The organism is Ruegeria sp. CDSA193 (genome assembly GCF_059611885.1).
This window is the reverse complement of the sequence record NZ_JBXWPN010000006.1, coordinates 290,170-309,916: the sequence shown is the minus strand read 5'-3', so window position 1 is coordinate 309,916 and position 19,747 is coordinate 290,170. Positions and strand designations below refer to the sequence as shown.

At 57.9% G+C, this 19,747-nt stretch carries 18 protein-coding genes; 8 read left to right on the top strand and 10 right to left on the bottom strand.

Annotation, left to right across the window (positions count from 1 at the left end):
- Positions 1-227: 227 nt before the first annotated feature.
- Together AC2FLG_RS13935 and AC2FLG_RS13930 are read left to right on the top strand one after the other, a co-directional pair.
- Positions 228-815 carry a uracil-DNA glycosylase family protein gene (locus AC2FLG_RS13935; protein WP_496690991.1) on the top strand — a complete coding sequence of 196 codons (588 nt, stop codon included), beginning with the start codon at positions 228-230 and terminating at the stop codon, positions 813-815.
- Positions 808-1,596 (top strand): SseB family protein, encoded by a 789-nt coding sequence (locus AC2FLG_RS13930; RefSeq protein ID WP_496706659.1) that lies wholly within the window; start codon positions 808-810, stop codon positions 1,594-1,596. Before AC2FLG_RS13935 ends, AC2FLG_RS13930 begins: the two co-directional genes overlap by 8 nt.
- A 45-nt stretch (positions 1,597-1,641) precedes the next feature.
- Here AC2FLG_RS13930 and yghU read toward each other — a convergent pair whose 3' ends face one another.
- The gene (gene yghU, locus AC2FLG_RS13925) at positions 1,642-2,520 is read right to left on the bottom strand and encodes a glutathione-dependent disulfide-bond oxidoreductase (RefSeq protein WP_271949300.1); all 879 of its coding nucleotides are present in this window, start codon (positions 2,518-2,520) and stop codon (positions 1,642-1,644) included.
- Between the two features lie 246 nt (positions 2,521-2,766).
- Between yghU and AC2FLG_RS13920 the strand changes: the two genes are divergently transcribed.
- Positions 2,767-3,285: a YHS domain-containing (seleno)protein gene (locus tag AC2FLG_RS13920; protein WP_496689615.1), complete on the top strand. Its 519-nt coding sequence runs from the start codon at positions 2,767-2,769 to the stop codon at positions 3,283-3,285.
- A 52-nt stretch (positions 3,286-3,337) separates the two neighbouring features.
- Here AC2FLG_RS13920 and AC2FLG_RS13915 read toward each other — a convergent pair whose 3' ends face one another.
- Positions 3,338-4,024 carry a J domain-containing protein gene (locus AC2FLG_RS13915; protein WP_496690989.1) on the bottom strand — a complete coding sequence of 229 codons (687 nt, stop codon included), beginning with the start codon at positions 4,022-4,024 and terminating at the stop codon, positions 3,338-3,340.
- 199 nt (positions 4,025-4,223) lie between these two features.
- Positions 4,224-5,090 (bottom strand): methylenetetrahydrofolate reductase [NAD(P)H], encoded by an 867-nt coding sequence (gene metF / locus AC2FLG_RS13910; protein ID WP_496706658.1) that lies wholly within the window; start codon positions 5,088-5,090, stop codon positions 4,224-4,226.
- 93 nt (positions 5,091-5,183) lie between these two features.
- On the opposite strand from metF, the gene AC2FLG_RS13905 reads away from it, so the two are divergent.
- Together AC2FLG_RS13905 and AC2FLG_RS13900 are read left to right on the top strand one after the other, a co-directional pair.
- Entirely contained in the window at positions 5,184-6,089 is a 906-nt protein-coding gene (locus AC2FLG_RS13905; RefSeq protein WP_271949308.1) for a LysR family transcriptional regulator, read from the top strand.
- A gap of 96 nt (positions 6,090-6,185) precedes the next feature.
- Positions 6,186-6,971 (top strand): inositol monophosphatase family protein, encoded by a 786-nt coding sequence (locus tag AC2FLG_RS13900; protein ID WP_142636646.1) that lies wholly within the window; start codon positions 6,186-6,188, stop codon positions 6,969-6,971.
- Between the two features lie 54 nt (positions 6,972-7,025).
- Here AC2FLG_RS13900 and bhcD read toward each other — a convergent pair whose 3' ends face one another.
- Genes bhcD through bhcA form a run of 4 tightly spaced genes read right to left on the bottom strand, consistent with a single transcriptional unit; the run spans position 7,026 to position 11,368 of the window.
- On the bottom strand, positions 7,026-8,006 hold the full coding sequence (gene bhcD / locus AC2FLG_RS13895) for an iminosuccinate reductase BhcD (RefSeq protein WP_496706657.1): 981 nt from the start codon (positions 8,004-8,006) through the stop codon (positions 7,026-7,028).
- A 13-nt stretch (positions 8,007-8,019) separates the two neighbouring features.
- Positions 8,020-9,183, bottom strand: a complete 1,164-nt coding sequence (bhcC, locus tag AC2FLG_RS13890) for a 3-hydroxy-D-aspartate aldolase BhcC (RefSeq protein WP_496706655.1) — start codon at positions 9,181-9,183, stop codon at positions 8,020-8,022.
- Positions 9,184-9,194: 11 nt separating this feature from the next.
- Entirely contained in the window at positions 9,195-10,166 is a 972-nt protein-coding gene (gene bhcB / locus AC2FLG_RS13885) for a beta-hydroxyaspartate dehydratase BhcB (RefSeq protein ID WP_496694737.1), read from the bottom strand.
- 11 nt (positions 10,167-10,177) lie between these two features.
- The gene (gene bhcA / locus AC2FLG_RS13880; RefSeq protein WP_496706653.1) at positions 10,178-11,368 is read right to left on the bottom strand and encodes an L-aspartate--glyoxylate aminotransferase BhcA; all 1,191 of its coding nucleotides are present in this window, start codon (positions 11,366-11,368) and stop codon (positions 10,178-10,180) included.
- A gap of 189 nt (positions 11,369-11,557) precedes the next feature.
- Here bhcA and AC2FLG_RS13875 point away from each other — a divergent pair, with 189 nt between their 5' ends.
- Positions 11,558-12,400 (top strand): IclR family transcriptional regulator, encoded by an 843-nt coding sequence (locus AC2FLG_RS13875; RefSeq protein WP_281972691.1) that lies wholly within the window; start codon positions 11,558-11,560, stop codon positions 12,398-12,400.
- Here AC2FLG_RS13875 and AC2FLG_RS13870 read toward each other — a convergent pair.
- On the bottom strand, positions 12,365-13,108 hold the full coding sequence (locus AC2FLG_RS13870; protein WP_496706652.1) for a rhomboid family intramembrane serine protease: 744 nt from the start codon (positions 13,106-13,108) through the stop codon (positions 12,365-12,367). The two genes, AC2FLG_RS13875 and AC2FLG_RS13870, sit on opposite strands and share 36 nt — an antisense overlap.
- A gap of 42 nt (positions 13,109-13,150) precedes the next feature.
- Positions 13,151-16,552: a bifunctional proline dehydrogenase/L-glutamate gamma-semialdehyde dehydrogenase PutA gene (gene putA, locus AC2FLG_RS13865; protein ID WP_496706650.1), complete on the bottom strand. Its 3,402-nt coding sequence runs from the start codon at positions 16,550-16,552 to the stop codon at positions 13,151-13,153.
- A 108-nt stretch (positions 16,553-16,660) separates the two neighbouring features.
- Between putA and AC2FLG_RS13860 the strand changes: the two genes are divergently transcribed.
- Both AC2FLG_RS13860 and AC2FLG_RS13855 read left to right on the top strand, forming a co-directional pair.
- Positions 16,661-17,143, top strand: coding sequence for an Lrp/AsnC family transcriptional regulator (locus tag AC2FLG_RS13860; RefSeq protein ID WP_425595921.1), 483 nt, complete (start codon positions 16,661-16,663; stop codon positions 17,141-17,143).
- A gap of 30 nt (positions 17,144-17,173) precedes the next feature.
- On the top strand, positions 17,174-17,740 hold the full coding sequence (locus AC2FLG_RS13855) for a tetratricopeptide repeat protein (RefSeq protein ID WP_282027566.1): 567 nt from the start codon (positions 17,174-17,176) through the stop codon (positions 17,738-17,740).
- A 47-nt stretch (positions 17,741-17,787) separates the two neighbouring features.
- On the opposite strand, the gene AC2FLG_RS13850 is transcribed toward AC2FLG_RS13855, so the two are convergent.
- A complete protein-coding gene (locus AC2FLG_RS13850) occupies positions 17,788-19,677 on the bottom strand; it encodes a PhoX family protein (protein WP_496706649.1) in 1,890 nt (629 codons plus the stop codon).
- Positions 19,678-19,747 lie beyond the last annotated feature (70 nt).

Below are 19,747 nucleotides of genomic sequence, written 5' to 3'. Positions count from 1 at the left end.
CAAGGCCTGCGGGTTTATCTTGTTGTTGCGCCGTTCGGATCGGCGAAAGAACGGTACCTCTACGGCGCCATATAGGCCACATTATGTCGAATTATGAAACAAATGATCAATGCGTTCCGGGGGTCGTTTTTGGTAATGTGACTTTTGCATCTGTTGGCGTCTGGATGTGTGTTACCTATCTTGCTTTCAGAACACTAACCATCTGATGCGGCACTGATTGCGATCTCATGAACCCACTCGAAAAAGAAATAGAGGCCTGCCGTATTTGTGCCGACCGATTTGCGGCAACCGAAACCGCGCATGAACCAAGACCCATTGTCTGGTTCCGCAAAGACACGCCCATTTTGGTCTGTGGTCAGGCTCCGGGGGCACGAGTGCATGCGTCGGGTCGCCCTTTTACCGACCCTTCCGGTGATCGGCTTCGGGCGTGGTTGGGTGTTGATGAGGAGCTGTTTTATGACCGTTCGCGTGTCTCGATCGTTCCAATGGCGTTTTGCTTTCCTGGCTATGATGCGCGCAAGGCAGATTTGCCTCCTCCGTCAGTATGCGGTCAGACTTGGCACGATCGGGTCATGGCGGATCTTGGGCCTGTGCCGTTGACCATTCTTGTCGGGGGGCACGCCCATAGATATCACCTGAAGTCACGTGGGTCAGTCACCGAAACCGTCCGCAACTGGCGGGACTATGCGCCGCGGGTCTTTGCCTTGCCTCATCCGTCCTGGCGGAATACGGCATGGATGAAGAAAAACCCGTGGTTCGAAGCCGATCTGTTGCCGGTTTTGCGCGCACGGGTGCAAGAGGTTCTGAATGACTGAGATTTCGGCTCTGGACGCCGCCCATGCCGCGGCTGAGGCTGCTCCGCAGGATGATGCGGCCCGCCTGCGTTTCTTTGAACGGCTGGCTGACAGTGAGCTGTTCCTGATGCTGACGGAAGAGGCAAAGAACGAGAGTATTTCGCCCGAATTGTTCGATGTGGCAGATGGGCGTTTTGTGCTGGCTTTCGATCGCGAAGACCGGCTGGCCCGCTTCGCAGACCGCCCGGTGCCCTATGTTGCGCTGTCGGGGCGGGTTTTATCGTCTATGTTGTCGGGGCAGGGGATCGGGCTGGGGTTGAACCTTGAGGTTGCCCCGTCCTCGATGTTGATCCCGCCCGAGGCATTGGGCTGGTTGGTGGAAACTTTGCAGCATGGTCCCGAAGAGGTGCAACAGCACCTGTCCGAGTTCCTAGCTCCATCGGGGTTGCCCGACGAATTGCTGACAGCTTTGGACGCCAAGCTGGCTACGGCCATTGGGTTGGCGCAAGCCGCCTATCTGGTCAGCACCAAAACGGCTGAAGGTGGGTTCGGGCATTTGCTGGGTTTTGTCGATGCCGTCGAAGGGGCAGAGGCAGCTCTGGCCAAGGCTGCATCCGAAGCGCTTACCTTTTCCGGGGTTGAAGCTGGGGCAATGGACGTAGGTTTTTTCAAATCGAGTGACACGGCCGCAGCGTCTTTGGCGCGGGCGGGTTTGCGGTACGATCTGCCGCAGCCTGAGGCGCGTGTGAATGCGCATATCGCTCCTGGGCGCGATCCGGACAAACCGCCTTTGCTCAAGTAATGGTAGAATGGGGCTTCGCAGATTGATCCGCGAAGCCCGGTTTGTTTACTCGGCTGCTGGCTCCAGCTTGTCCTGTGTACGCGTTTCAAAGTCGCCGGCCTCGTGGCGTTCGTGAAGCTGTGTATGCTTTTCGCCAAAGGCACGATTGACCATGCGACCACGTTTCACGGCGGGACGGGCGTCAATCTCCTTGGCCCAGCGCATGACGTTCTTGTAGGATTCGACGTCCAGGAACTCGGCTGCGCTGTACAGGCGCCCAAGAACCAGTTGTCCGTACCAGGGCCAGATCGCGATATCGGCGATAGAGTAATCCTCGCCCGCGATATAGGTTTTCTCGGACAACTCCCGATCCAGAACATCCAGCTGCCGCTTGGTTTCCATGGCAAAGCGGTTGATGGGATATTCCCATTTCTCGGGCGCATAGGCGTAGAAATGGCCAAACCCGCCACCCAGATATGGTGCACTGCCCATTTGCCAGAAAACCCAGTTCATCACCTCTGTCCGTTCTGGCCCGGATTCGGGTAGAAATGCGTTGAACCTTTCAGCCAGGTGAAACAGAATCGAGGCACTTTCGAACACGCGCACTGGTTTTTCACCGGACCGATCCCAAAGGGCAGGGATCTTCGAGTTCGGGTTGGCCTCTACAAAGCCCGAACTAAACTGATCTCCCTCGCCGATGTTGATCAGCCAGGCGTTGTACTCGGCCTCTTCATGGCCTAGCGCCAGAAGCTCTTCCAGCATGACGGTTACTTTTACCCCGTTCGGAGTGGCAAGCGAATAGAGCTGCAGAGGATGGCGCCCAGCAGGCAAATCCTTGTCATGAGTTGCCCCCGCAATCGGGCGGTTGATATTAGCGAATTGTCCGCCGTTTTGGCTGTCCCATGTCCAGACCATCGGGGGCGTATAGGTCGATTGCTCGCTCATTTCTTGCCTTTCTCAGCAAAGTTCGGGTGAATTATCCGTTCGCTGCAACAGCTAATATTGCAAAGGGCAAAGTCCAACCCTGCCCGTTGGGAAGATTTTGTAACATTCAGTGCAAAAGACTTCACGTTTTGTCATTCGATGTCACAGCGACGCGAGCGGGACTGCGTTCGATCGAGGAATCACCTATTCTCTGCACAGCCCCGTATTCCGGGCCGATCACCCATCCAATAAAAAAGGACCGCCCTTATGAAACGACTTGCCTGGACCTTAGCTGCGACCTTGGCATTTGCCATGCCTGCCCTTGCAGGTGATCAGTATGTGGACGGCACCGGCTATGCGGTGTCAGGATATGACGTGGTTGCCTATCGCAGTCTGGATCAGGTTGCTGTCGGTCAATCACAGCCCGAAGCCGTCCGCGGAAGGTCAGATATTACGGCCGAATACAACGGCGTTACCTGGGCATTCTCGACCGAAGAGAACCGGGACAAGTTCTTGGAAAACCCTGCTTATTATGCGCCGCAATATGACGGTCACTGCGCCTATGGCGTGTCACGCGGCGGCAAGGTGCCTGCGAACCCGAACCTGTGGCGGATTGTTGATGACAAGCTGTATCTGAACATTACTGATGTGGTTGTCGGGTTCTTTGAAGAAGATATTCCCGGCAATATCAATCTGGCTGAAGGAAACTGGCCGGGCATCGAGGCCGACGGGGCCTCCAGCAGCGTGATCCCGAAGTTTACCTCCGAAGGCCCGGTCGCAAACTGAGATTTCTGCAACGGATGCAAAGCCCGGCATTGATTTGCCGGGCTTTTGTTTGTCATCCGGTCAACCAGTACTCATCCTGCGTTTGCTGGTCGGCGTTGAATCTGATCCGGACGCTGCGGGCGCCCGGAAATTTCTTGGTCGCAAGCGCAACGGGTACGACAACTTCGCCCGTGCCCGCATCTTTGGACTGAAAGCTCAGAATCTCTGTCTTGACGCGCTTGGTGCCAGCAAGAACACTCGTCGGCAATGCGACGCGGTTAGCACCTTCGCAGACAGGTGCGGAAATGAAATAAGTCAGGTTGCGGCCATGCAAGCCGACAGCGTCCGGAATGTGGTCAGCATCTTGCAGGCGATCCGCATCTTGACTGTCCACTGGGGTGTCCGGGGAGTCCTGCAAGTGGGGCAGCGCCGTATTCAACATTGCACGACAGGCATCAATATCTTGGGTTTCCAGCTGAATAACGCGTTTGCGCAACCGGGGGCGGCGTGGTTTCCCCGCCGCCGAGCCCGCCAGACCTTTCCCGGCCAGCCCCTCGCTGCGCAGCAAATCATAGGCCGCCTTGGCGTTGGCCAAGGCCGCACCGTCTCCGCCATTCTTATCGGGGTGGGCTTCGAATGCGATGTCGCGCCACGCTTCTCGAATGTCATCTGAACTGGCGCTTTGAGCCAGACCAAGTGTGCCGAATGCATTGGCGCGGGCACTAACCTTGTCAAAAGGTTCCATACTAAATTCACTCATAAACAAACTATACGGCCCCACAATGAATGGGCGGCTGCTAAAGTCAAATTTGTAACAGAATTGAACGGTTTACCGCGACAATGAATAAGGCTTCAGTTGGATTGTTCAAGTGGCCCCTGTTAGGCAGGGCAATCCCAACTTGTTCCACAAAAACACCCGGGGTTTTGGCCCCGGGTGCACAGTCTGAAACAAGCGGATATCAAGCGACGTTCTGAAGCTCGGCCTTTGGTGTGACTCCAAGGGCAAAGCACACATCCCGGGTCAGTTCCGGCCGGTTCAGGGTGTAAAAGTGGAGCTTGTCTACTCCGCCCTCGATCAGGTCTGAACAAAGTTCTGTGCACAACGCGGTGGCCAGCAGGTCTTCGCGGTCGTCACGAATGGCCTTCTCAAAGGCATTCTCGATCCAATCCGGAATATGTGTCCCGCATCTGCGTGCAAAGTTGCGCGCCCCTTTCCAGTTTTCGATTGGCAGGATGCCCGGAACGATGGGCTTGTCGATCCCTGCCTTTTCACAGGCATCGCGGAAGCGGAAAAAGGTCTCGGCCTCAAAGAAGAACTGAGTCAGGGCTTCGTCGGCCCCAGCGTCCAGCTTGGCCTTTAGCCAATCGACATCGGCGGAAAAATCCCGTGCTTCGGGGTGTTTGTCTGGATAGGCGCCAACACGGATGCTGAACATCTCGGTTTCTGCCAGTGCTTCGATCAATTCGACCGAGTCCGCGAACCCTTCCGGGTGCGGCGCGAACCGATCCTGACCCTTGGGTGGATCGCCGCGCAAAGCGACGATGTTCTCCACGCCCGCCCGAGCAAAGGTATCTGCGATTTCCAGTGTTTCCTGACGTGACGCATCCACACAAGTCAGATGTGCAGCAACAGGCAGGCCAGAGGACTTGTGCAGTGTGGCCACCGCATCGCGCGTCAGCTCGCGCGTGGTGCCCCCCGCGCCATACGTGACAGAAACAAAGCGCGGTTCAAGCGGTGCCAGTGTTTGCACCGTATCCCAAAGGCGGAATGAAGCCTCAAGTGTCTGTGGCGGGAAAAATTCAAATGAAACTTCTGGTCTTGTCATCTCGGCCTCACGGGTGAAATCTCTAACCCTTGTGCCAGCTTACGCATTGTGAGACAAACTCATATTATTCAAGAACAACATGAGTTCCACGCAATGCATATCGAATTCCGCCACCTGCGTACGATCAAGGCGATCCATGAATGTGGCGGGCTTGCCCGTGCCGCAGATCAACTGAACATCACTCAATCCGCGTTGAGCCATCAAATCAAAGGCCTAGAGGATCAGGCCGGGGTCGAATTGTTCTTGCGCCGGTCCAAACCGATGAAACTTTCGGCGGCCGGTTTGCGGCTGTTACGCCTGGCCGAGCAGATCCTGCCGCAGGTCGAGGCAACACAGCAGGAGTTCTCTTCTTTGCGCGACGGGCGCACGGGCCGTATGCATATAGCCATTGAATGCCACGCCTGTTTTGAGTGGCTGTTCCCGGTGCTGGAATCCTTTCGTAAATCCTGGGGCGATGTGGATGTCGATATCCGTCCCGGCCTGGCCTTTGATGCCTTGCCGGCTTTGCAAAAAGAAGAGGTTGATCTGGTCGTTTCCTCGGACCCAGAAGATCTGCCCGGTGTCGAATTCATCGAACTCTTTGACTATGACGCGGTGTTTGTCGCGGCTTCGACACACCCGCTTGCCCAGAAAGAGTTCATTGAGGCCGAGGATTTTCGCGGCCAGACCCTGATTACCTACCCGGTCGAACGCACGCGGCTGGATGTGTTCAGCCAGTTGCTGATCCCCGCGCGGGTCGAACCGGCCGCGATCCGGCAGGTTGAGCTGACCGCAGTGATCCTGTTGCTGGTCGCGTCGAACCGGGGGATATCGGTGCTGCCGGACTGGGTTGTGCGTGAGGTGAAGTATAATTCAGACTATGTCACCCGCCCGCTGACCAAAGACGGAATTACGCGCAGGCTGTACGCCGCAGTGCGCACCGAGGACCTTGAGAAACCCTTTGTACAAGAGCTGATCAAGCTGGCCAAAACCGAGGCGCGTAAGCTGCAGGAGCAATAGGCACAAAACGCGGGTCTGCTATGCGTATCATTCCTCTTGGCAAGGGCGCATTGCCCCAGTATACGCGCGGTTTGACCGGACAGGAGCCTTTGGACAATGGTTGGCAGTGCAAACCTCAACATCATGATCAAAGCCGCGCGCAAAGCGGGGCGTTCACTGGTCAAGGATTTTCGTGAAGTCGAGAACCTTCAGGTGTCGATGAAAGGTGCCGGGGACTTTGTGTCCAAGGCAGACATTGCAGCTGAGGCGATCCTGAAAGAGGAACTGCTTGGCGCGCGCCCGACCTATGGCTGGCTGGCCGAAGAGGGCGGCGAGATTGCCGGCGAAGATCCCACCCGCCGCTGGATTGTGGATCCGCTGGATGGCACCACGAATTTTCTGCACGGCCTGCCGCACTGGGCGATCTCGATCGCGTTGGAACATAAAGGCAAAATTGTTGCCGGTGTGATCTATGACGCCGCCAAGGACGAGATGTTCTTTGCAGAAAATGGCGAAGGCGCATGGATGAACGACACCCGTATCCGCGTTTCGGGTCGTCACCGCATGATCGAGTCGATCTTTTCGACCGGGCTGCCTTTTGGCGGACGGTCTGACTTGCCTGCGACCCTGCAGGATCTGGCACGTCTGATGCCAGTCTGCGCCGGTGTACGTCGGTGGGGCGCAGCAGCGCTGGACATGGCTTATGTTGCTGCTGGCCGGTATGAAGGCTTTTGGGAACGCCGTCTGAATGCCTGGGATGTTGCCGCCGGGATCATCATCGTGAAAGAGGCTGGTGGCTTTGTGCAGGCTTTGAACCCGGAAGGTAACGTGCTGGAGGACGGCGAGGTCATCTGTTCCAACGAGCCCATCTTTGATCAGTTTTCCAAGGTCATCCGGGGCTGAGCCAGCAACAGACAGGTCAAGCAAGCGCGCCCGATTGAGGCGCGCTTTTTCGTTTCAGAGGGTCGCGCGCTGGGCTAGATCGGCCTCTTCAGCCAATCTTGCAGCGACAGAGGCGACTGCAAGATCCTGCAACCCGACCCCGGTTCCATCAAACAGAGTGATCTGATCGTCGCTTGTCCGACCGGGGTGGTCACCATTGATGACGGCGCCGATGGGCGCGATTGCATCCTCGGTCAAGGCGCCAAGGCTGATGGCATGTTGGGACTCGCCGATTGTCACGGACTGGGCGACCTCGTCGGTAAAGACAGTCGCCGCAGCGACGAGATCCGCGTCAACCTCCTGTTTGCCTTTGGTGTCGGTGCCCATGCAAGCCAGATGCGTGCCGGGCTTGATCCAGTCTTTCATCAAGAGCGGCTCAAAAGCCGAGGTGATGGTGATGATCACATCCGCCTGTGCGCCAAGCTCCTGTTGGCTGACGGCCTCGAATTCCAACCCAACCTCAGTGGCCACAGCTGCAAGGCGGGGCAGCATGTCGGGATGCGGGTTCCAGGCAACGACCTTTTCGAAGTCGCGCTGTTCCGCCGCCGCCCGCAGCTGGAAAGTTGACTGATGTCCGGCCCCGACCACGCCAAGTACTCTTGCGTCTTGCCGCGCCAGATGCGCGATCGAAACCGCCGAAGAGGCCGCTGTGCGCACCGCTGTCAGGTAATTGCCCCCGACAAGCGCGGACAATCGCCCGGTATCGGGGTCGAACAGAAACACTGTGGATTGGTGGTTGGTCAGGCCCTTCGCCGCATTGCCCGGCCAGTATCCACCGGATTTGAGGCCCAGCACCTGACCGTCGCGGTCAAATCCCGATTTGAACCCATAGAGAGCGTCGGCATGGCCCAAAGCCTCGCGGATAACGGGAAAGTTCCACGCGCCACCTTTAGCCATCGCACCGAACACAGCCTGTACAGCGTCAAAGGCCTGCTGGCGTCCTACCAGTTTCTCGCACAGATCTTCGCCTACAATCAGCAGGCCGTCGCTTTTCATAACATCCCTCATCTCAAAAGGCTTTCCCGCGGGCCGAGACCGGCCACAGGGCTTCGACTTTGCCGCCCCGTACGCCCACATACCAATCATGGACATTGCATGTGGGGTCACAGTGGCCCGGCACCAACCGCAGCTTGTCATTGACTTTCAGTACGCCGTCTGGATCCCCGATAACCCCATGCTCGTCCGAGCACTTGAGGTATTCGACATCATCACGCCCGAACACAAAGGGCAGGCCGCTATCGACCGACTGCGCCTTGAGGCCGGCGTCGCAGATGGCCTTGTCTGCTTTGGCGTGGCTCATGATGCTGGTCAGGATGAACAGCGCATTTTCCCATTCTCCCTGATCAATCCGCTGGCCGTTCTGATCCAGAATCCGCCCATAATCCGCGTCCATGAAGGCGTAAGAGCCGCATTGCAATTCGTTGTAAACGCCCGAGTTACTTTCGAAATAATAGGAACCGGTGCCGCCGCCCGAAACCAGTTCGCACTCGATCCCTTCTGCTTTCAACCCGGCGACAGCGTCTTTGACCATTGCAATGGCAACATCCAGCTTCTCTTTACGGGCCTCATAGGTGTCGAGATGTTGCATCGCACCCTGATAGGCCTGAATGCCGGTGAATTTCAGATTTGGCGCTGCTTGCACAGCTTTGGCAATCTCGATGACCGCCGGTGTCGTGGTTACACCACAGCGCCCTGCGCCGCAGTCGATCTCGATGAACACTTCCAGTTCTGTGCCGTGACGCGAAGCGGCAGCCGACAGGTCGGAGATATTGTCGATATCGTCCACGCAGACAATGATACGCGCGCCGAAATTGGGCAGCCGTGCCAGTCGGTCAATCTTGGCCGGGTCGCGCACCTGGTTGGATACAAGGATGTCCGTAATGCCGCCACGGGCAAATACCTCGGCTTCCGACACTTTCTGACAGCAGACGCCGACCGAACCGCCCATCCGTTCCTGCAGCTTGGCCACATCGACCGATTTGTGCATCTTGCCATGAACACGATGGCGCATCCCATGGGCCTTTGCGAAATCGCCCATCTTTCGGATGTTGCTCTCTAGCGCGTCCAGATCAAGGATCAGGCAAGGCGTCTGTATCTCGCTTTCGTCCATGCCGATCGCGGCAGGGATGTCGAAGCCGACCTCGAGGTCTTCAAAATTTACGGTCTTGTTCATGTTGTTTCTCCTTACCCTTTCAGCCAGGGCAGTTTGTCCAGGTCTACATTGCCACCGGTCACGATGACGCCAATGCGCTTGCCTCGGAAAACCTCTGGGTTCTTCAAAATGGTTGCCAGAGGAACCGCCGAAGACGGCTCCATCACCACGCGCAGGTGCTTCCAGGTCAGTTTCATCGCTTCGATGATTTCCTCTTCCGAGGCGGTAAAAATATCGGTCACGTGGTTGGATACGAAATGCCAGGTGTTTTCTTTCAGGGGCACCAGCAGCCCATCCGCGACTGTCTTGGGGGCGTCGTCTGCGATGATATGACCGGCCTTGAAGGACCGGTAAGCGTCATCCGCCTGTTCCGGTTCCGCTGCATAAATTGCGGTCTCGGGCGCAAGGTTCGAAACCGTCAGACAGGTGCCTGAAATCATGCCGCCACCGCCGATGGGCGCGATAACGGCGTCCATACCACCAGTCTGTTCCAGCAGTTCGGCGGAGCAGGTGGCCTGACCGGTAATCACACGCGGGTCGTTATAGGGGTGAACAAATTCGCCACCGGTTCGGGCCTGAACCTCGGCAAATGTTGCTTCGCGCGAGCTTGTCGAAGGGTCACATTCGGTGATTGTACCGCCATATCGGCGAACTGCATCCTTCTTGGCCTGCGGGGCTGTGCGCGGCATGACCACATTGCACGGAATACCGCGGCGGCCGGCCGCATAAGACAACGACAAGGCGTGGTTGCCGCTGGAATGCGTGCAGACACCCTTGGGCATCAAATGGTCTGCAAGGCCGAATACAGCGTTGCAGGCCCCACGCACCTTAAAGGCCCCGGCTTCTTGGAAATTTTCGCATTTGAAGAACAGCTGCGCGCCGGTCAGGTCATTCAGGTGGTCCGAAACCATGACCGGAGTTCGGCGGATATGCGGTTTGATCCGATCATGCGCGACACGCATGTCCTCGATCGTCAGATCCGCGGCAGAGGGGTGATCCAACATTGTCATTCTCCTTACGCCGCGGCCTCGGTTCGGTTGCCGGGTGTGGCGCGAAAGTGTTCCTGGGCTGCGGCGACGCCAGAGCCCAACGTGATCGGATAGCTTAGATCGGCCATTGCCATCTCGATCGTACAGAGCCCGGACAGGACCATCGCATCTGTCAGACTGCCCAGATGCCCAATACGGAACGCCTTGCCGTGCAACTGGCCCAAGCCAACACCAAAGGACATCCCGTAGGTGTTAAAGGCATGGTCGGTCAGAATGTTGCTGTCGAACCCTTCGGGCACGTAGATTGCGCTGACCGTGTCCGAGTAAAGGTCTGGCGATTGAGCAACCAGTTCCAGCCCCCAAGCATCGACGGCGCGCCGGACACCCTCGGCAAGCCGATGATGACGGGCGTAAACATTCGGTAAGCCTTCTTCAAACAGCATCTTCAGGCTTTCACGCAGCCCGTAGATCAGTTGCAGAGGTGGTGTATAGGGAAACCCTCCGGTCGCATTGGCCGCCATCATATCCCGGAAATCGAAAAAGGTCCGGTGCAGCTCTGCGGTTTCCATCGCGTCCAGCGCTTTCTGGCTGACGCAAAGGATGGCCATGCCAGTGGCCAGCATGAATCCCTTCTGCGATCCCGAAACCGCGATGTCGACGCCCCAGCGGTCGAACTCGAACGGTACAGAGGCCAAAGAGCTGACGCAGTCCACCATCAAAAGCGCCGGATGATTGGCGGCATCCATCGCCCGCCTTACAGCCCCGATATCCGAAAGCACCCCTGTCGCCGTCTCATTATGAGTGACCAGGACGGCGCGAATTTCATGCGCTTTGTCCCCAGTCAGAACCGTCTGAAATTGGTCAGCGGGAGCGCCGCTGCCCCAAGGGCAGTCGATGACCTGAACGTCAAGCCCGTGACGTGTGCACAGATCAATCCAGCGGTGGCTGAAAACGCCATAGCGCGCAATCAGGACCTTATCACCGGGGCTGAGCGTGTTGGTGATTGCAGCCTCCCATCCACCTGTGCCGCTGGCGGGAAAGATAACGATCTGGGCCGCAGCGGTATCAAATACCTTCTTGGTGTCTTCCAGTACGGGTGCAAATGTCTGGACAAAGTCCGGCGCGCGATGATCCTGCGTCTGGACCTGCATGGCCAGGCGCAATCTATCAGGTATGTTGGTCGGGCCGGGAATGAAAACCGGGTTTTGGTTCGACATGGCTTGTTCCTCTGCTTTGGAGATAAGTGTCCGGGAAAAAGCTGCATTACGCAATTTTCTTGAAAAATATTTTCATTTATTGAAGATAAATATTAAGCTACTGATATATTAAACTTTTCCGTTTTTCATTTTTACGTGCAAGAAATCCGGACGCGAGAAACTCTGGACAGCTGAAAGGAAATGCCTGGGATGGAAACGCAGAAAAGGCCACGCGGCAGACCAAAATCGCTGTTCAAGGAAAGCTCGGCCGGGACCATGCAATCGCTGGATCGGGCGCTTAGCGTTTTGACCACAGTAGCCAGTCTGGAACGCGCAGCACTCAGCGATTTGGCGCGCGAAGTTGATGTGCCCACGGCCACAACACACCGAATTCTGGTGACGCTGCAGAAGCACGGTTTCGTCGCCTTTGATGAAGAGCGTCAAGAATGGATGATCGGGATCGAGACTTATCGCACCGGAGCGTCCTTTCTACGCCGTAATGGTGTTATCGAAATCGGAAGGCCCATTTTACGCCGGCTGATGCAGGATAGCGGCGAAACGGCGAATCTGGCCGTTCCGGACGGGGCCGAAGTGGTGTTTGTGGGGCAGGTCGAAACGGCCAATCCGATCCGGGCCTTTTTTCCACCGGGCGCGCGGACACCGATGTATGCCTCGGGCACCGGTAAGGCGATCTTGGCCGCGTTGAACGAGGCTGCATTGATCAAAGCGCTGGGCACGTTGGACACAAAGGTCTTCACGCCTCAAACACTGGTGCCCGGCGATGCACTGCAAAGCGATCTGGATCAGACCCGGGCCCGCGGGTGGTCGCATGATCGGGAGGAACGATACGAGGGGATGTCATGCATCGGTGCGGCCATCTTCAACGACCGGGGGGAACCCTGTGCGGGCATTTCCGTATCTGGCCCTACCGCCCGGTTCAGCACTGAACGCGCGCCGGAATTGGGCCGATTGGTACAAGCCGCCGCGCAAGAGGTTACCTTGCTCAGCGGTGGGCGCTTACCGGCGCGGGATGCGGGGGATGCGGGATTGTGACAGCTTGTATTTGTGCTCTGGATGGGGCGGATGCCCATGGGTGCGGTTCCAATAGTCACTCGCGCCGCGCCGCAACCAAAGGGGTATGCACAAGAGCAAACCAACAAGGAAGCCCCCGGTATGGGCCCAATAGGCGACGCCGCCCTCGTCGGGGTTGCTGGACAGGCTCCCAATGAACTGCATACCCAGCCACACGCCTAGCATGACAAACGCCGGGATCGAGAAGACACGGAAATAGATCACCAGAACAAGCAGGATGTCCACGCGCGCTTTGGGGAACATCAACAAATAGCCACCCATGACGCCAGCTATTGCGCCAGACGCACCAATCGTAGGAACCAGAGATTGTGGCGCTGTGACGACGTGGATCAGACCGGCCCCGATACCCGCGGCAAGATAGAACAGCAGAAAGGGCAGGTGGCCCATTTCGTCTTCGAGGTTGTCGCCGAAGATCCACAGGAACAGCATGTTTCCTGCCAGATGCATCCAGCCGCCATGCAGGAACATCGAGGTCACGAGGGTCTCAAGCGTGTAACCGTCCGTAACCCGGGCGGGCACCACCGCATAATCGGTATACAGCTGGGTGATCAGTCGCTGGTTCTCCATGCTTCCCGCATAGCTGAGGAAAATCAGGATATTCGCTGCCATCAACAGATAGATGACATATGGGGTGCGCCCCGAAGGGTTATGGTCACGAATTGGAAACATGGTGCGACGCTGGGCGGTTGGCTGCCCAGCGTCAAGGCCTGTTTAGGCCGCACCCCCCAGCAATGCGGCATTCCCACCCGCAGCAGTGGTGTCGACACAGACATGTCGTTCTCCCAGAACGCGGGTGCGATCTGGTTGGCCGGGGATCAGAGGGATGATTGGGCCTGCACGCCGGGACAGATGACGCTCGATTTCCTGACCGGTTGCGTCGTCGCCCCACCACAATACGCCCGAGAAGCCAGTCAGGATTTCAAGCCGGTGCAGGTCTAACGCGCCGATAGCAGTTATAGCCCGCCCGCCCAGTGCTTTGACCGCGTTGGCCTGCGCTTGTGCGGCTTCAACTCCGGGGCCCATACACAATAGCGGTGCGCGTGAGAATTCACTCAGGCGGTTCGATTCACCCGTCGGACCGGGCAGCAACCGCGCCTTGATCTCAGCAGATTTTCCTTCTGGTAATGGTAGATCGGTCATATCGGTGGACCATTGCTCGGGACTGACCTTCCGGTCCGGGGCGCAGAAACGGGTCAGGTAGTTCGGCCCACCCGCCTTTGGGCCGGTCCCCGACAGGCCCTCGCCGCCAAAGGGTTGCGATCCAACTATGGCGCCGATCTGGTTGCGATTGACGTAGATGTTTCCGGCATGAACAGCTTCGGTGATGTGCTGAACGCGGTCGTCGATCCGTGTGTGCAGGCCAAAGGTCAGCCCGTATCCTGTGGCGTTGATATCGGCGATGATCTGATCCAACTCTGAGGAATTGAACCGCACTACATGCAGGACGGGGCCAAACACCTCGCGCTCCAACTCGGCAATGCCGGGGATTTTGATAAGGGTTGGGGCGATGAACGTGCCGTCACCAGGGACGGACATCTCTTTCAGGACACGCCCTTCGGACCGTGCCAATGCGATGTGATCGGCGATGCCGCGACGAGCATCGTCGTCAATCACCGGGCCGCAATCGGTTGAGATAGGCCAGGGATCACCAACCAGCAGCGCATCCATAGCCCCTGTCAGCATGGTCAGAAGATCATCGGCAATGTCTTCCTGGACATAGAGACAGCGCAGGGCCGAACATCTTTGCCCCGCTGATTGGAACGCGCTTTCGATGATGGACTGAACCGCCTGTTCGGGCAGGGCGGTGCTGTCCACGATCATCGCATTCAAGCCACCAGTTTCCGCGATCAGAGGCGTTCCCGGCCGCAAGTTTCCGGCCATGGCCGCACGGATTTTCAGGGCGGTCCCGGTCGAGCCGGTAAAGGCCACTCCCGACACTCTCGGGTCCGAGGTCAGGGCTGCGCCCACCGATGGACCGCCCGGCAGCAACTGTAGCGCGCTGCGTGGCACTCCGGCCTCGTGCAGCAATTCAACGGCGCGATGCGCGATCAATGGTGTCTGCGGTGCGGGCTTTGCCAACACCGCATTCCCAGTGGCCAAAGCGGCGGATATTTGACCGGTGAAAATGGCCAGCGGAAAGTTCCACGGGCTGATGCAGGTGAACACACCCGCTGGTTCTGCGTCGGGTATATTCGCCGCATAATAGCGCAGGAAATCTACCGCCTCGCGCAGTTCGGCGACTGCATCGGGCAGGGACTTACCAGCCTCACGGGCCAGCAGGGCGAAAAGTTCACCGAAATGGGTCTCGTAAAGGTCGGCGGCGGCATTCAGAACCTGCGAGCGTTGATCTGCCACTACCTGCCAGGGGGTGGCTGCAGTCAAAGCAAGCTCGACATCTTGTGCGCTGGCCGGAGCAACGGCACCGGGGCGATCCCGCGACTGTGCGGGGTTGACGATGGGCTGATCGTCATCGGGCCGCGCATCGCCGGACAACAACGGGCGCGCATACCAGTGATGCGTTCGAAACGCGTCCCGCGCGGCATTGACCCGGTCCAAAGTGGGAATGTGCCGCAGGTCAAACCCCTGCGAATTGGGCCGCTCGGGTTGATACAGTTCGGGTCCGGTTGGGATGGCGCGCGCCGGTTCGAGGAGAGTCAGAAACGGATCGGCCGCAACCTCCTCCGGGGGAACAGTATCATCCACGATTTGGTTCACGAATGAAGAGTTCGCACCATTTTCAAGCAGTCGCCGCACCAGATAGGCCAGCAAGTCACGATGGGCCCCGACAGGCGCATATATGCGGCAGCGTGTCTTGTTTGCGTCCTTAACCAGATGGTGCAGGGTTTCCCCCATCCCGTGCAGCCGCTGGAATTCGAAAGGCTGATCAGTTGCCATCTGCAGAATTGCACTGACCGTATGAGCGTTATGGGTGGCAAACTGCGGATAAATCCGGTCGGTCATGCCCAGCAATTTTCGCGCATTAGCAATATAGGAAACATCGGTCACGGCCTTGCTAGTAAACACCGGAAAACCCTCGACGCCTTCTACCTGAGCGCGCTTGATCTCGGTATCCCAATAGGCGCCTTTGACCAGCCGCACCATCAGTTTGCGGTCATAGCGCTCGGCCATTCCATAGAGCGCGTCCAGAGCGATTCCGGCACGCGGACCATAGGCCTGAACCACAATTCCGAACCCGTCCCATCCTGCCAGCGCAGGTTCAGCCATCACCGCTTCGATGACCTGCAGGGACAGCGACAGGCGGTCGGCCTCTTCGGCGTCGATATTCAGGCCCATGCCAGCGGCTTTGGCCAAAAGGCACAGGGCGCGCAGGCGGGGAACAAGCTCGGCCATCACACGCTGTTCCTGTGCTAACTCATACCGAGGGTGCAGCGCTGACAGCTTTACCGAGATGCCTGGATTGGCGCGAATGTCATCATGGGTGCAGGCCTCTGCAATGGCGGTGATGGCACGGGAATAAGACAAATGATATCGGGCCGCGTCGGCCTCGGTCCGTGCGGCTTCACCCAGCATATCGTAGGAATAGGTATAGCCCTTGGCCTCCATCCCGCTGGCACGTTCCATGGCCGACTGGATGGTCTCGCCCAGCACGAACTGACGACCCATTTCCTTCATCGCGCGCCCGACGGCCGTGCGGATAACCGGTTCACCCAGTCTTTTGATCGCGCCACGCAGGGCACTGACAGGCGAGGGCTTGCCGTCGTCGAGAACTTTACCGGTCAGCATCAGCGCCCAGGTCGAGGCATTCACCAGCGGCGAGGAGGATTGCCCAAGATGCTTGCCCCAGTCGGACGGCGCGATCTTGTCTTCGATCAGAGCATCGATCGTGTCGGCATCCGGCACGCGCAGCAGCGCTTCGGCCAGACACATCAGCGCCACGCCCTCATCGGTGGACAGGCCATATTCGGCCAGAAACACCTCCATCATGCCCGGCGATGTACTGGATCGAATATCACGCACAAGCTGGGCGGCTGCCGCACAGATTTGGGCTCGATCAGTTTCAGACAGCGCGGCATGATCGATAAGATTGTCGAGAACGGCGGTTTGATCAGCGTAGGTTTGGCTGTCGATATGGGTGCTCAGGCTGTGTGACATGAATCCTCCAGGCTTTTGTTGAATATAATGTCGATTTCTCAGGACGATTGCCGTATTTTTTAATTCATCTGGTCGGATGGACTGTATTTAGGGGATAATGCCGTGCAAATGAACTTTCCGGATTTGGATCGGTTTGATCGAGCGATCTTGGCGATTCTCTCAGAGGATGGGCGCATATCAGTTGCCGACCTAGCGCGGCGGATCGGGCTGTCGAAATCCCCAACCCAGGCGCGTCTAAAGCGACTTGAGGCTAGCGGGGTGATCACCGGGTATCGCGCCCTACTGGACCCGATCCGACTGGGGCTGGACCATGTGGCTTTTGTCGAGGTGCGCCTGACCGACACGAGAGAGAAGGCACTGGCCGAGTTTAACGCCGCAGTCCGCAAGGTGCCCGAAATCGAGCAAGCTCATATGATCGCGTCGAATTTCGACTATCTGCTGAAAATCCGCACTGGTTCAATGTCGGAATACCGCGCCGTTTTGGCTGAGAAGATATCCTCGCTTCCGCATGTGGCGAATACCTCGACCTTTGTGGCGATGGAGGCAGTTAAGGAAACCGTTGTTTCAGGCGCTTTGGACAGGGTGGGTTGACGAATTGCGCAAGCGCGTCACCATACGCGTATGAAGCGTTTTGTGTTCCCTTTGCTAGTGTTGGCGGCCCCTCCGGGTGTCGCCTGGTCTGAAGAATGCCCGTCCTCGCCGGATCATACTGAAAGCATCTCGGCCGTAATCGCGCAAATTCAGGATGTTGGAAACGAGGCCGAAGCCCAGACATTTTCCAATCAATTATGGGAGTTGTGGACCGATGCGCCCGACGCTGTTGCGCAGGCCGTTCTGGACCGGGGCATGACCCGCCGCAGTGGCTGGGACCTTCGGGGCGCCATCGAGGAGTTTGACAAGCTCATCGAATACTGCCCGCATTATGCCGAAGGGTACAATCAGCGCGCCTTTGCATATTATCTTAGCCAGGATTTCGCATCTGCGTTGCCGGATCTGGACAAGGCGATCGAGCTGTCTCCGAACCATGTCGCTGCGATCAGTGGGCGCGCCCTGACGCTGCTTGGCTTGAATCGGATTGATGAAGCCCGTGCGGCACTGTCACGTGCTTTGGAGCTTAACCCCTGGCTGTCCGAGCGCCACCTGATGGCTCCGGGCGGACCGTTGGAGCCGCCGGGTAAGGATATCTGAGGAATAGACGTCCCCGACCCATAGGACCGGGGACAATCTGGAACAGCTTAACCGACCAGCCCGTTATCGGTGCGCTTGATCGTGATCACCGACGAGCGCGGTGTGCCTCCATCCGGCCATTCGCTGCCGGGATGCTGAATGCCGACAAACATGGTGCGCAGATCGCTGGACCAGGCCAGACCCGTGACCTCACACCCGTTTGGACCGGTCATGAAACGGGCGATTTCGCCTGTGACCGGATCGCCGACCAGCATCTGGTTGTTGCCGTGGCCTGCGAAGTCTTCTTCATTGTCGTCATTGCCGTCGGTCTGGATCCAGACCAGACCGGTCGAGTCGATGGTCATCCCGTCGGGTGAGTTGAACAGGTTGCCCTCGTTCACATTGGCCGACCCGGCGCGGGCGTCAGAATGCACCGTCGGATTGCCGGCCATGACATAGAGATCCCAGACGAACGCATCGGCTGCGTGGTCGTCATTATCCGGTTTCCAGCGAACGATCTGGCCATATTTATTGGCCTCACGCGGGTTGGGTCCATTGGTCGACGTATCGTCGCCTCCGGCATTTGGTTTCACGCCGCGGTTCTTGTTGTTGGTCAGGCAGCAATAGGCTTCGACCGCTACTGGGCTGGACGCCACCCATTCAGGGCGGTCCATTGTGGTGCCGCCTGCTTTGGATGCCGCCATTCGGGTAAAGATCGCAATATCCGCCGCATCCATGCCGGTTGCATCCGGCGTCAGCGGCAGCCAGGTGCCTGTCATGTCGTCATCGAATTTCGCCACATAAAGCGTGCCGTCGTTCAACAGGCTCTGGGTTTCGCCGCCGGGCTGATAGGTGCCGTTCGAGACGAATTTGTACAGATACTCGCCCCGCTCATCATCACCCATATAGACAACCACGCGGCCATCAGCGGCCAGGGTCACCTCGGCGTTCTCATGCTTGAAGCGACCCAGACCAGTGTGTTTGACCGGGGTGCTGTCCGGTTTGGTCGGGTCGATTTCAACGATCCATCCCACTCGGTGCGGCTCGTTTGGGTTTTTGGAGGTGTCGAACCGCGGATCGAACAGTTCGTAGCCATTCCAGCTTTCGGCTTTGACACCATAGCGCTTGAAGCCGTCCGCGACCTTCTGATCGTAGCTGGCGTTTTCGTCGCTGGAGCCGAAATAGCCGTTAAAGTTCTCTTCGCAGGTCAGATACGTGCCCCAAGGCGTCTTGCCTGCACCGCAGTTGTTCATAGTGCCCAGCGAGGTTGTGCCGGTCGGGTCGGCCTCGGTCTTCAGCAGATCGTGGCCAGCGGCGGGGCCGACGATGTTCATCAGCGTGTTGTGGTGAATGCGCCGGTTGAACGGGCTGTCTTTAACCACGGACCAGCCTTCGGGGCCTTCGGTGATTTCCATCACGGTCACGCCTTGCAGGTTCTGCAGTTTGCGCACGTCGTCAGCACTGGCTGGAACGCCTTCCTGCGCGGCGGGCAGGTTGATTTTACCGTTCGGATATTCGTGATTGATCGCAATCAGCTCATGACCCTGGAAGGTAAAGGTCTCCATGCCGTCGGTATTCTCGCCAAAGATGCGGTCCGAGTTCTCAACCGGGCCGCCCTCGGCGAGGTCATAGCCATCGGCATCCGAAAACAGTGGATCACCCCAGCGCATCAAGATCTTCCACTCAAACCCTTCAGGCACATGGACGGTGCCATCAGTTTGTGCGGCAATCGGGGTGAAAGCGAACCGGGATGCTGCTTGTGCCTGCGCCGAGGTCGAGCCAAGCAGGCCGGTTCCCAACGCAGCCGCGCCAGAGCCGAAAGCCACGACGCCGGACAGAAATCCACGGCGGGAAATGGCGCTTTCGACGACACGGTCAAAGTCGTTTTCTTCGGGGCGGGGGAAATGCAGCTCGTCCCAGTCGTCGGCAGAAAGTGTGGTAGGGTCAACGTCTTTCATGGATTGCTCCTGGCTGTCGGTGAAAAGTCGATGAAACGCATTTAGGGGGCATTTGTGACAGGGTGATAAC